The organism is Novosphingobium sp. BL-S-32 (assembly GCF_056857055.1).
In genome coordinates this window covers 1,418,933-1,431,603 of the sequence record NZ_CM166476.1, presented here as the reverse complement: position 1 = coordinate 1,431,603, position 12,671 = coordinate 1,418,933, and the positions used below count along the sequence as shown (strand labels likewise).

The window sequence follows — 12,671 nt, the reverse complement described above, 5'->3', positions numbered from 1 at the left end:
CCGCCCCTTGGCAAATGTTCAATATTGAAACATGGTTCAACTATCAATATAACCCTCTCCAACGATAAGATTCATTGGGAGCGACTAGTGATGCAAAAGGCGCAGAGGGGCGGCCTGCGTGGCCGTGCGACCACCGGTTTTCTGACATTGGCAACGGTTCTGGCGGGCTTCGGCGCAGCCCCGGCACTGGCGCAGGAGGCGGCCCCGGCGGCATCCTCGGACGTGGGCGAGGGCGAGATCATCGTCACTGCCCGCCGCCGCGAGGAGCGCCTTGTCGACGTGCCGATCGCCGTCACCAGCTTCAGCGGCGCGCAGCTCGAACGCTCCGGCGCGGCCGACATCACCGATCTGGCCCAGACGGTACCTAACGTGACATTGGAGCCCTCAAGAGGCACCAACTCCACGCTTTCCGCCTTCATCCGCGGCGTTGGCCAGCAGGACCCCGTTTCGGGCTTCGAACAGGGCGTCGGCATCTATCTGGACGACGTCTATCTCAACCGTCCCCAGGCCGCCGTGCTCGATATCTACGACGTCGATCGCATCGAAGTGCTGCGCGGTCCGCAGGGCACTCTTTACGGACGCAATACCATCGGCGGCGCCGTCAAATATGTGACCAAGTCGCTGCCGGATGAGTTCGCTTTCAAGGCCCGTGCCACTTACGGCACCTACAACCAGCTCGACGGCGTGGTCACTGCGTCCGCGCCGATCAACGATATCGTCCGTGTCGGCGGTTCGGTGGCGCGGCTGACCCGCGACGGGTTTGGTGACAACATCACCACCGGCAAGGACAATTACGATAAGGACATCTGGGGCGCGCGCGGCACGCTGGAGATGGGTGGTAGCGGCCAGCCGGTGCTGATCCGCATCACCGGCGACTATACGCGTGACCGCAGCAACCCGCGCGGCGGGCACCGCCTGATCGCCGGTTCCGCGCCGGGCAGCGAGATCCTGCCCGACGTGTTCGACAGCGCCGGCGCCATCGACGATCCCAAGCAGGATATCGAGGCATGGGGCCTTGCCATGAACATCAAGGTGGACCTGTCGGACGCGCTGACCTTCAAATCGATCAGTGCCTGGCGCAAGGACCATTCGGCCACCCCGATCGACTTCGACGCCAGCCCCACGATCGATCTGGACGTGCCCGCCTTCTATGACAACGAGCAGCTCAGCCAGGAATTCCAGCTCGCCTACGACAAGGGCCCGCTTCAGGCGCTGGTCGGCTTCTACTGGCTGAACGCCAGCGCCGACACTTACTTCGATTCGCGCACTTACACCACGCTGCCCGCGCTGCTGCCGATGCTGACCGGCCATACCGAGGCCGATGTCGACACCAAGACCTGGGCTGTTTTCGGCGACGTGACCTACAACTTCACCGACCAACTCAGCCTCTCGGTGGGCGGCCGCTATACCTGGGACAAGCGCGAGGCGGATATCGTCAAGCAGACCTACTTCCTGGGCGGCGGCGCGCGCTTCGGCAATCCGGGCGTGCTGTTCTCCACCGACACCAATTTTTCCGGCAGCGCGGTCTACAAGAAGTTCACCCCGCGCGCCTCGCTCTCGTTCAAGCCGAACCGCGACAACAACATCTACGCAAGCTACAGCCAGGGCTTCAAGGGCGGCGGCTTCGACCCGCGCGGCGTTGGCAAGAACGCGCCGACCAGCAATGCCAACGGCATCCCCAGCGACGCCGAGATCGCCGATTACCTGAGCTTCAAGCCGGAAACGGTGAACAGCTACGAACTCGGCTACAAGGGCAACCTCTTCGGCGGCGCGCTCTATGTGGCGGCGGCGGCGTTCCGCATGGACTACAAGGACATCCAGATCCCCGGATCGGTGGCCTGCACCGTCAGCGGCGTGCCCACTTTCTGCGGCGTCGTGTCCAATGCGGGCAAGGCGCGTTTGCAGGGCCTCGAATTGGAGAGCACCGCGCAGCTTGCCCATAACTTCGTGACTTCGGGTGACAGGCTGAGCCTGTCCGGCTCGATGGGCTATATCGATGCCAAGTTCCGCAAGTACGAAACGCTGATCGCCGGCCAGACGGTGGACGTCGCCAAGTACCGCAATATCCAGAATACCCCCAAGTGGACCGCCAGCGGCACGCTCAGCTACGATACCCCCGTCGGTTCCGGCGACCTGCTGTTCCAGACCACGGTGTCCTACCGTTCCAAGGTCCACCAGTTCGAGTTCCCCAACCCTTACCTTGACCAGAAGGGCTATGCGCTGTGGGATGCCAGCCTTGTCTATTCGGCGCCGGGCGGACGCTGGACGTTGGGCGTCTATGGCAAGAACATCCTCGACAAGGAGTACATCACCTCGGGCTACAGCTACATCAGCCAGGATGCGCTGACCGGGGCGGTGAACCTCAATGCCGCCGGAAACCCGATCCCGACGCTGGGTACGCAAGGCACACTGACTGGGTTCTACGGCAATCCGCGTCAGGTGTTCGTAACGGGTACGGTCAAGTTCTAGGGCCCCCTTTCCGGTACAAGAGGATTTCGCAAGAGATGGACTACAGCCTCCACCGCTATCGCAGCGCCTGCGGGCGGCTGGACCTTGTCGCCCGCGATTATCCGGCCCGTGACTACACGCGGACCGGACCCGCGCCCGTGCTGCTGCTGATGCACGGTCTTACGCGCAACAGTGCCGATTTCGAGCCGCTGGCGGCGCACCTTTCCGGCACTTACCGGCTGATCGTGCCCGATCAGCGCGGGCGCGGGCTTTCGCAGTGGGACCCGGAGCCTGCGAATTACCGGCCCGATGTCTATGCGCAGGACATGTTCGCCCTGCTCGACGGGCTGGAGATCGAACGCGCCTGTCTTGTCGGCACCTCGATGGGCGGGTTGATGGCCATGGTGATGAACGCCCTGCGGCCGGGCCTTGCCACCGGGTTCGTGTTCAACGACATCGGCCCGGTGCTCGATCCGGCGGGGCTTGCGCGGATTCAGGGCTATGTCGGGCCGTCGGAGCCGATGGCCTCGTGGACGGCGGCGGCGGCGCGTTGCCGGGCGGTCAATGCCGTGGCCTTTCCAGACTACGGCAAGGCCGAATGGCTGGCCTTTGCCCGCCGCACCTGCCGTGAGAATGCAGACGGCACCGTCTCGCTCGATTACGACCCCGCCATCGCCCAAAGCATGGCGGGCGATGCGCCGCAGACCGTGCCGGTGGATCTCTGGCCGCTGTGGGATGCGTTGGACGCCGCGCCGGTGCTGGTGGTGCGCGGCGAACTGTCCGACCTGCTCAGCCGCGAGACCGTGCGCGAGATGGCGCAGCGCCATTCCGGGCCCTACAGCCATGTCGAGGTGCCGCGTGTCGGCCATGCCCCGATTCTCGACGAGGTGTCCGCGCTCGCGGCGATCCTCTCATTCTGCAAGGAATATCTGGACTGACATGAGCGCCTCTGCCTCCTTGCCGAAGGTTTCGTTACGTAAATCCGCCTCGCCCAATCTGGTGCTGGCGATGCTGCTGCTGGTCTACGTGTTCAACTTCGTGGACCGCCAGATCCTCGCCATTCTGGCCGCGCCGATCCAGAAGGATCTGGGGCTGGACGATGCGCAGATGGGCATGCTGGGCGGGCTGGCCTTCGCGATCCTCTATTCCACGCTGGGCGTGCCGCTGGCATGGCTGGCGGACCGCACCAGTCGGTCCTGGGTCATCGCCGGATCGCTGCTGGTCTGGAGCCTGTTCACCGCGCTTTGCGGCGCGGCGCAGGGGTTCTGGCACTTGTTCGCGGCACGGCTGGGCGTCGGTGTGGGGGAGGCGGGCGGCGTTGCCCCGTCCTACGCGGTGATCGGGGACCATTTTCCCAGCGAGAAGCGGGCCTTCGCGCTCTCGATCTATTCGCTGGGCATTCCCATCGGCGCGGCAACGGGCGTGCTGGCGGGCGGCTATGTCGCTGCGCGGGTGGACTGGCGCACGGCTTTCGTGGTCGTCGGCCTGTCCGGCCTGCTGGCGGCGGTGCCGTTCCGCATGATCGTGCGCGACAAGCCCAAGCCGGCGGTTGCCCCGCCCACCGTGCGCTTTGCCGAAGTGGCCGCCACCTTGATGCGCAAGAAGGCGTTCTGGCTGCTCTCGTTCGGCGCGGCGTCCAGTTCGATGTTGGGCTATGGCGTGATGTTCTGGATGCCCAGCCTGCTCCAGCGCAGCTTCGGGCTCGATCTGGTGCAGACTTCGTGGTTCCTCGGCGCGGTCTTGCTGCTGGGCGGGACCGTGGGCGTGCTGGCGGGCGGACGACTGGCGGACCGGCTGGGCCGCGCCGACCGCGCGTTCTACGGCTGGGTTCCGGCCATGGCCTACGTGCTGGCGGTGCCGCTCTATGCGGGCGGGATCTGGACGCACAGCGTGCCCACCGCCTTCGTGCTGTTCCTGTTGCCGCAAGCGCTCGCCTACGTCTGGCTGGGCCCTGTGACGAGTGCGGTGCAGCACCTTGTCGAGCCGCCCGCGCGGGCGACCGCCTCGGCGCTGTTCCTGCTCATCAACAACCTGATCGGCCTTGGTGGCGGCATCTATGCGCTGGGCGCACTGTCCAAGGCGCTGACGCCGGTGTGGGGCGCAGAGGCGCTGCGCTATTCGATGTTGATCGGGCTCACGCTCTACCTGCTGGCGGCGCTGCTGATGGCGCTGGCGGGACCGGCGCTGCGCCGGGAATGGGTGCGCGAGGGCTGATTGCCTGATATGCTGCCACCTTCGTGAACGTCGCGGCCCGGGGGCGGCGGCGGCCGGCAGGGGGCTGCTCATGAACGATCTGACGCACGATCTGGCCATTGCGGAGGGCGTGCCGCGCACGTTCTCGGTCCATTCGATCCACATGGTGCGCACCGCCATGACCAATCACATGGCGCTCAGCCAGATGGCGGACCAGAAGGCCAATATCCTGATGGGCACGACCTTTCTGGTCTTCACGCTGTCCATGCGCGAATTCGATGCCGGGCATTATCGCTATTCGCTGCTGACCCTCGTCTGCTTCGCGTTCGTGGCGGCGCTGTTGGCGATGGGGGCGGTGATGCCGCGCACCCGGGCGCCAAGGCTGGAGGATGAGCGGCTGGACAACCTGCTGTTCTTCGGCGTGTTCACCGCGCTGGATCAGGAGGCGTTCGTCCAGCGCATGCTTGATCGCGCCGCGACCGATGAGGCCGTTCTGACCACCATGCTGCGCGATATCCACCAGAACGGCACCGTGCTCTGGCGATGATCGCCTTCCTGATCGAGAACCGGCAGGCCTTTGCGGCTTTTCTGCGGCTGACCTGAAAGGGGACAGCTTCGTGCGCCCCTTCGGCGGGGCTGGCCTGCGCGGGAGGGGCGGTATAAGCTCGGCGGCGGGATGGACAGCTGCGGTTCTATTAATCGAACGGGAAACTTGCGCGTGCTCCGCCGGGCGCCGTTGCTGCCCGCTGCCCTCTCTATCGCCGTTATTGCGGTTCCGGCCTTGGCGGATCCCGCGCGTACCACGGTTACTGCCGATTTCCGGCTCGATTTCGGCAAGATGGTGGTGGTCGACAGCGGCAGTCGGCGCATCTCGGCAAGCGGCATGGTGACTGACAGCGGCGTCATGCCCGTATCCGGCGGCAGCACGCGGCCGGCGCAGTTCACGGTGGCCTACGATCGCGGGAACGAGAACCGCAAGCCGCTCGACATCACGGTGGAAGTCGTGCTCTCCGCACCGGGAACGGTGGCCAGCGGCGGCGTCACGGGTAAGCTTTCCGCTTTCGAGACGGACTTGCCCGGATATGGCACGGTCGTGCCGGGGCAAGTGGTGCGCATCACGTTCGAAAGCTGCGCCCAGCGCATCTGCTCGCGCAGCTTCCGGGTCGGCGCGCGGATCGACCTGACGCGGCGCTATGGCGGCGGCACGCTGGCGATGCCGCTGCCGATCGATGCCACCGTTGTCGGCATCGACTGAAGCAAAGGTCACGGGCATTTCCCTAGCCGCGCGTACCGTCGGTCTTGCGATTTTCTTCCTAAAATGAAGGCGAAGGGCCCGGCATGTGTCGGGCGCGGAACCGGCTTGCCGTCCGTCCGTTTGCCATACGCAGGGCCCGACGACCCGGATGCGGCCCGTGCGCCGCGCTGCGAGAGAATGCCGTGTCCCGATCGCCTGTCCTTCCCGTCGCTGCCGGACTGCTCGCCGCCGGAGCGCTTGTCGAGGGCGCACCGGCGCTGGCTGCGGATGGCGTAGCCGAGGGGGGCGCGCGTGCGGCTGGCGTGGCGAGTGCCACGGTGGTCGATCCGCTTTCGGTCCGCGCGCTTTCGGATCTCGACTTCGGATCGGTTGGCGATGTCGGTGCGCAGGGTGGCAGCCTGATGGTCCTGCCCGGCGGCGGCGAGGCGCGCTATGCCGGAGCCGCCCATTCCGCCTGCCCCGCTGCCGAGGCCGAATGCGCCGCACCTCACGCTGCGCGCCTGCGGGTTGAGGGCCAGCCCGGCCGCGCTTACCGTGTCGTCGTGCCGGAATCGGTCCTGGCCCACGCGGCGGATACCGCCGCCGAAATGCCGACATTGCCGGTCACCGGCCTGACCGTGCGGACCGACAGCCGTCCGCAGGCCGGCGCGCAAGGCGTGCTCGACGAAGCCGGCGGCGACGGTTTCGAGATCGGGGGCGAACTGCGCATCCCGCCGGGCACCGAAGCCTCGCACTACCGCGCGCAAGTACCGGTCATTGTTGTCTACGGTTGATTACATGCCATTTTGGGGAAGATTTCTCCGACAACCGTATGAAGCGCCTAGTACTTTGGTGTGAAACGGCAATATTGATTATTTTTCAGTAAGAATCCTCAGCATAAGCCCCTAGTCGACACGAGACGGGGGTCGCCTCGTGTGGTCCGGGCCCTCCGCTTTGTCCGGACTATTCAGGAGGTACTTATCATGAAGAAGCTTGCTCTCGTTTCCGCTCTGGCGGTTGCCGCCGCTTCGCCGCTTCTTGCCGGTTCGGCACTGGCGGCTACCGCGCAGGGTACTGCCACCGCCACTGTCGTCGCGCCGATCACGCTGACCCACGCTTCGGGTTCGGCGCTGGCCTTCGGTTCGTTCACCGCCGGCACGGGCGGCACCGTGATCGTCTCTTCGGCCGGTGCCGGTTCGAAGACCGGCGGCGTCGTCCTTGTCGCCGGTTCGACCAACACCGCCGATTCCTTCACGGTCGGCGGCGATGCCAGCCGCGCCTTCACGATCTCGACCACCGGCAGCACCGTTGCCAGCGGCTCGAACACGCTGAGCTTCACCACCCTTGCATCGGCCACCAGCGGCACGCTCAGCAGCTCGGGCGCGGCCAGCTTCACGGTTGGCGGCACGCTGACCGTTCCGTCGACCGCCGTCGCCGGCAGCTACACCGGCAGCTACGACGCGACCGTCACCTACAACTGATCCCGTTGGGGGTGGGCCCTCCGGAGGCGGCGCGGGCCGCCATCCGAAGGCTCGTCCGTGTCGGCCCCGAGGGGGATCGGGGCCGACATACCTTTCCGTCAGCAGCTGCAAAGGACGAGGATGACCGGCAGGAGACAGAACCGGGCCAATCTTGCCCTGCTCGGAGCCGTGCTTTGCACGCTGGCTCCGGGGGCAGCGCTGGCGGCCGGGGCCAAGGGTTCGGCCACCGCCGAAGTGGTGGCGCCCGCGCAGATTGTGCCGCTGGCCTACTTGCGCTTCGGCGCCTTCACGCGGCCGACCACGGCCGGAACCGAAACCGTCAGCACCACCGGTGCCGTCACCGGCACTGGCGGCATGGCGAGCAACCTTTCGCTGGCGCAGAGCAGTGGCGGCCGCGGCGCGGCCAGCTTCCAGCTCAACGGATCCGCCTATCGGCTGTTCCTCGTCACCCTGCCGGGCACCACCACGATCTCTTCGGGCGCGGCGACAATGCAGGTGAGCGACTTTACGTCGGACGCCGGCACGTTCGGCATCGGCGTACTGGGCGCTTCGGGGCAGGACACGCTCAATGTCGGCGGGACGCTCAATGTCTTGGCCAATCAGACGCCGGGCAACTATTCGGGTACTTTCACACTGACTGTCTATTATCTTTAAAGACCTAAGTATGATTGCGCCTGATTCCATGCAGTTGCATGGGTAGAATTACTAGGGGCATTCGGGGGTCGCAGTTTTGCGCGTCGCATCGGTACTGGGGAGCGGCGCGCGCCTGTTGCGCGTCGGCGGTTTGGCGACGCTTTGCGTTGCGAGCGCCGCCATGGCGCAGGACAAACCGCTTAAAGCCCCCCCACCTCAAGCCTCTACACCCGTGCCCGAAGGCGCTGTGGGCGGCATGGGCGATATCAACCTCTATCCCAAGCGCGTGGTAATCGACGACCGCGCGCGCATTGCCTCGGTCGGGCTCTACAACCGCAGCATCGAGCGCGGCGAGTACGACATCGCCATTGCCGACAAGATGATGACGAGCGACGGCCGCCTGCTCGATATCGAGACCGTCACCGACCTCGCCGAGCGCGCCAAAGTCCATGGCGCCGCCGCGATGCTGCGCTGGTCGCCGCGCCGCGTGGTGCTGGGCGGCAGCGAGGCGCAGACGATCCGCATCATGGCCCGCGTCGCGCCCGATACGCCGCCGGGCGAGTATCGCGCGCACTTTTCCGCCGTCGCGGTGCCGCCGGAAGATAGTTCCTATTCGATCGAGCAGGCGGCGGGCGGTCAAAAGCCCAATTCGATCGGCGTGCGCATCGTGCCCCGCTTCGGCATCTCGATCCCGGTGATCGTCCGCGTCGGCCAGACCACGCTGACGGCGGGGATTGAGAACGCGCATCTCGTGCCGCTGTCGGGTGGCGGCAGGGGCCTGCAACTGACCATCACCCGCTCCGGCACGCGCTCCGCCTTCGGCGATATCGCCGTGACCGCGCCGGGTGCGAAGGCGCCGCTGGCGGTGCTCAAGGGGCTGGGCGTCTATACCGAGATCGACGCGCGGCAAGTGACTGTCCCGCTCGACCCCGCCGCCGATCCGCGCCTGCTCGCGAGCGGCGCGAAACTGACCGTCACTTACACCGATGACGACGTCGATCCCGGCAAAGTGCTGGCGAGCCGGGATATCACCGTGCCGTGAGTCAAGGCCGGGGGGACGGCCGGGAAGCAGGACGGGGCGGGTTGCCGAGGGCGGCCAGGCTCGTACCGTTCCTTGCCGGCGCCTCGCTGCTGGCGCGCGGCGACCGTGCTGCGGTGGCCGTTGCGGCGGCTGGGGAGGACGCACCGCCCGCGCCACATCACGCGCTGGCGCAGCGCTCGGTTCCACGCCCGGGCTTCGCTGCGCTCGAACTGCCGGGGCTGACGGTGCGGGCAGCGGAGCCCTTCGCCTCGCCGATTGCCGCCCCGCGACCGGTGCTGGTGAGGGCGGCTTTGCGGGCTTCCACCGCCTCCATAGCAATGGTACCCGCCGAAGTCCGCGCCGCGCCCTTGCGGTTGGCGTTGCCACAGGTTTCGCAGCCATCCGAGACGGACCAGTCCGCCGCCGCAACTGGAACCGACGCAAACGGGCAGGCACTGACGGCGGCGGGGACTCGTCAAGACGCGCCAGGACCTGCGGCATTCGCAGCCCCAGCGGCGGACGCTGTACCGCGTAATGCGGCGTATCCGCTCGTACCGTTTGAGGAACCTGTTGGGCTGGCGTCGCCATCGGTCTCCGAGCCGACGTTTCCGGCGCTCGATTTGCCCGCTCCGGTTCCGCTGATTGCGCTGGCACCGCCCAAGGAGGTTGCCGGGAGCGATTGGCAACCGGCATTGCTGCCACATCCTGAGCATCTGGTGCCAGCGGCCTACGTGACCGAAGTGCCGGGAGCGATGCAGCAGGCGGCCGTGCATCCGGTTGAAAGTCCGCCCGCCCACGAGCCCGTGCCAAGCGCTTCCCCGCCCCAAGCTCTCGCCGTGGCGCGCGCGCTGCCTGCACCCAGTTTCGGCCTCGGAGGCCCGCAAGGCGCCGCGAAGGACACGGCGAACCTCGCGCCGGCCAATGCCACGCAGACCTTCCCCGCCAACGTCACGCCCGTCATCACGTACGACGACGAGGTGATCCTTGCGGTGAAAGTCGCCACCGGCACCGGCACCAGCGGGGGCGACGATACCGTGATCGCCTATGGCACGCGCGGCGGGCTCTACCTGCCGCTGGGGGCGCTGGCGCGGACGCTCGATCTGGCGATCTCGGTCGGGGAGGAGGGCAATTACGCCAGCGGCTGGTTCCTCTCGGAAAATCGGCGGCTGACGATCAACTTGCGCGAAGGCACGGCTGAGGCAGGCGGCAGGGCCGTCTCGCTGCCGAAGGGCGATGCCGTGGCCTTCGACGGTGAACTTTACGTCCGCGCCGAGCGTATCGGCGATCTGCTGCCGCTGACGATCACGCCGGACCTGCGCGACCAGTCGATCACCATCAAGACGAACGAACCGTTCCCGTTCGAGCAGCGCCTCGCGCGTGAGGCCGAGCGCGAGCGGCTGGGCAATGAGCAGGCGTCCTCCGCCAATGCCGAACGCCGCTTCCCGCGTGAGGATACGCCGTGGCTGCCGATCTCGGTGCCGATGGCCGATATCGAGACGCGCGCGGTTTCCGATACGACGCTGGGCGAGCGGGTGGAGACCGACTTGCGGCTGGCGGGCGACCTTGCCTGGATGAGCGCGCAAGTCTTCCTCACCCATTCCACCCGCGATGGGCTGACGGCGGCGCATATCGAACTGGGTCGCACCGATCCCGATGCCGATCTGCTGGGGCCGCTCCGTGCCACGTCGTTCGCGATGGGCGACGTGGCGACCACCTCGCTGCCCATCGGCCTGCGCGGCGTGGCGGGGCGCGGCGGCACGGTGACCAATGCCCCGGTGGAGGCGGCATCGGTGTTCGACAGGATCGACCTGCGCGGCCAGCTTCCCGATGGCTACGAGGTGGAGCTTTACCGCAACGGCGTGCTGGTGGGATCGACGCGGCTGGCGGTCAACGGGCAGTACCAGTTCCTGCAAGTGCCGGTCGATTACGGGCTCAACCTGTTCCGCCTCGTGTTCTACGGGCCGCAGGGGCAGCGCAGCGAGGAAGTGCGGCGGATCTCGGTGGGCGATGGGCGGCTGTCGAAAGGGCAGGTCGTCTACACCGTGGGCGCGGTGCAGAAGGACGAGAACCTGCTGGGCGTCACCGCGCCGCGCTTCATTCCGGGGCTCGATTACGGCCGCTGGCGGGCGAGCGCGCAGCTGGCCTATGGCGTGACTTCGGGTGTGACGGCGGTGGTTAGCGGCGGCTGGTTCGACAGCGACTTCGGCGACCGCTGGCTGGGCAGTGCGGGCCTGCGTACGGGGCTGGGCGGGCTGGCGGCCAAGCTCGATTTCGCCATGCAGAACGGGGCGACGCCGCTGGGCGGCAGCGGCAAGGCCGGGCGTGCTATCGAGGCCGGGCTGGGTGGGCGCGTGCTGGGCGCGTCCTTCACGCTGACCCATGCCGAATATCGCGGCGATTTCCTCGACGAAGTGCGGGTGTTCGACGGGCAGCCGCTGCGCCGCGTGACCGAACTCGACGCCAATGCCACGCTGCGGCCGTTGGGCGAGGGCGGGCTGTCGATCCCGCTCTATGCGCGGGCGCGGCGGATCGAATATGCCTCTGGCGAAGTGCAGACCACGGCCTCTCTGCGCGGATCGATGCGGGTGGCGGGGGTGCTGGCCTCCAATACGCTGGAATATTCGCGCTATCAGCTCAGCAAAGACGTGGGCGGCGGCGCCAGCAACCAGTTGATCGGCACTTTCGATCTATCCACGCTCAACGGATCGCACACGCAAGTCCGCGCCTCCACCAGCTATACCGTGTTGCCTGATCCGCGCCTGGAGGCGGTGTCGCTGGAAGTGGACCGTTCGCTGGACGATCGCACGCTCGTGCGGGCTTCGGTAGCGCAGACCTTTCATCGCAGCGATACGCAGTTCGGGCTTTCCGCAGAGCGCCGCTTCCGCCGCTTCACGCTGGCGTTCGACGGCACTTATGGCCTGCGCAACAAGGTCCATTCGCTGGCGCTGCGGCTGGGCTTCGGCTTCGGGCGCGATCCGGTGACCGACCGGGTTTACGTGGCGCCGCCGGGGCAGGCGTTGTCCGGCGCGGTGGCCTTGCGCGCTTATGAGGACCTCAACGGCGACGGCCGGTATGACGCGGGCGACAAGGTGCTGCCCGAAGTCGCCTTCGGTTCGGGCACCGGCACGGGCGAGACCGACAAGGACGGCGTGGTGCTGCTGACCGGCCTGCCTGCCGGAACGCCGGCCAGCGTACAGGTCGATCCCACGTCGCTGCCCGATATCGCGCTGGCCCCGGTGACGCGGGGCATCGAGCTGGTGCCGCGGCCGGGGCGCATCCACCGCACCGACTTCGCGGTAGTGGCGATGAGCGAGATCGAGGGCTCCGCCTATTTCGAAGGCGCAGGCCGTTCGCGCGGGGTTTCGGGGCTGCAACTCACCCTGCGCGATGCCTCGGGCGAGACGGTCGCCACCGCGCGTACCGAGGCAGACGGGTTCTATCTGTTCGAGCAAGTCCACCCCGGCCATTACACAGTGGCCATCGATCCGCAGCAGGCGGCGCGGCTGAAGATCGCCTTGCGCGACGCGATTGCGCTCGACGTGGGAGCGAAAGGCAGCACGCTGTCGCACGATGTTTTCGTGGTGCAGCAATAGCGCATCGATTTTTGCTCTCGGCGCCGTTTCCGTTGTACCGTCCGGGGAGAATGCGGCCCGCTGCGACA

The 12,671-nt window shown here is 67.0% G+C and carries 10 protein-coding genes; all 10 read left to right on the top strand.

The features are described 5' to 3' along the window. Positions 1 to 90: 90 nt before the first annotated feature. Positions 91 to 2,469 (top strand): TonB-dependent receptor, encoded by a 2,379-nt coding sequence (locus AC1VVK_RS06495; RefSeq protein ID WP_482904832.1) that lies wholly within the window; start codon positions 91 to 93, stop codon positions 2,467 to 2,469. A gap of 35 nt (positions 2,470 to 2,504) precedes the next feature. Continuing rightward, positions 2,505 to 3,386: an alpha/beta fold hydrolase gene (locus AC1VVK_RS06490; RefSeq protein WP_482904831.1), complete on the top strand. Its 882-nt coding sequence runs from the start codon at positions 2,505 to 2,507 to the stop codon at positions 3,384 to 3,386. 1 nt (position 3,387) lies between these two features. After that, positions 3,388 to 4,662 carry a spinster family MFS transporter gene (locus AC1VVK_RS06485; protein WP_482904830.1) on the top strand — a complete coding sequence of 425 codons (1,275 nt, stop codon included), beginning with the start codon at positions 3,388 to 3,390 and terminating at the stop codon, positions 4,660 to 4,662. A 70-nt stretch (positions 4,663 to 4,732) separates the two neighbouring features. Then, positions 4,733 to 5,188, top strand: a complete 456-nt coding sequence (locus tag AC1VVK_RS06480) for a Pycsar system effector family protein (RefSeq protein WP_482904829.1) — start codon at positions 4,733 to 4,735, stop codon at positions 5,186 to 5,188. Positions 5,189 to 5,359: 171 nt separating this feature from the next. Then, the gene (locus AC1VVK_RS06475; RefSeq protein WP_482904828.1) at positions 5,360 to 5,896 is read left to right on the top strand and encodes a DUF4402 domain-containing protein; all 537 of its coding nucleotides are present in this window, start codon (positions 5,360 to 5,362) and stop codon (positions 5,894 to 5,896) included. A 182-nt stretch (positions 5,897 to 6,078) separates the two neighbouring features. Continuing rightward, on the top strand, positions 6,079 to 6,669 hold the full coding sequence (locus AC1VVK_RS06470; protein ID WP_482904827.1) for a DUF4402 domain-containing protein: 591 nt from the start codon (positions 6,079 to 6,081) through the stop codon (positions 6,667 to 6,669). A 189-nt stretch (positions 6,670 to 6,858) separates the two neighbouring features. Next, complete coding sequence (locus AC1VVK_RS06465; protein WP_482904826.1) at positions 6,859 to 7,356, top strand: DUF4402 domain-containing protein; 498 nt, start codon at positions 6,859 to 6,861, stop codon at positions 7,354 to 7,356. Positions 7,357 to 7,476: 120 nt separating this feature from the next. After that, a complete protein-coding gene (locus AC1VVK_RS06460; RefSeq protein WP_482904825.1) occupies positions 7,477 to 8,010 on the top strand; it encodes a DUF4402 domain-containing protein in 534 nt (177 codons plus the stop codon). 76 nt (positions 8,011 to 8,086) lie between these two features. Beyond that, positions 8,087 to 9,031 (top strand): fimbrial biogenesis chaperone, encoded by a 945-nt coding sequence (locus tag AC1VVK_RS06455; RefSeq protein WP_482904824.1) that lies wholly within the window; start codon positions 8,087 to 8,089, stop codon positions 9,029 to 9,031. Next, on the top strand, positions 9,028 to 12,603 hold the full coding sequence (locus AC1VVK_RS06450) for an SdrD B-like domain-containing protein (protein ID WP_482904823.1): 3,576 nt from the start codon (positions 9,028 to 9,030) through the stop codon (positions 12,601 to 12,603). The genes AC1VVK_RS06455 and AC1VVK_RS06450 overlap by 4 nt, the downstream gene beginning before the upstream one ends. The last annotated feature ends 68 nt before the right edge of the window (positions 12,604 to 12,671 follow it).

Coding starts and splice junctions, on each gene's coding strand:
- AC1VVK_RS06495 (WP_482904832.1), top strand. CDS start 91: ATGCAAAAGGCGCAGAGGGGCGGCCTGCGTGGCCGTGCGACCACCGGT.
- AC1VVK_RS06490 (WP_482904831.1), top strand. CDS start 2,505: ATGGACTACAGCCTCCACCGCTATCGCAGCGCCTGCGGGCGGCTGGAC.
- AC1VVK_RS06485 (WP_482904830.1), top strand. CDS start 3,388: ATGAGCGCCTCTGCCTCCTTGCCGAAGGTTTCGTTACGTAAATCCGCC.
- AC1VVK_RS06480 (WP_482904829.1), top strand. CDS start 4,733: ATGAACGATCTGACGCACGATCTGGCCATTGCGGAGGGCGTGCCGCGC.
- AC1VVK_RS06465 (WP_482904826.1), top strand. CDS start 6,859: ATGAAGAAGCTTGCTCTCGTTTCCGCTCTGGCGGTTGCCGCCGCTTCG.
- AC1VVK_RS06460 (WP_482904825.1), top strand. CDS start 7,477: ATGACCGGCAGGAGACAGAACCGGGCCAATCTTGCCCTGCTCGGAGCC.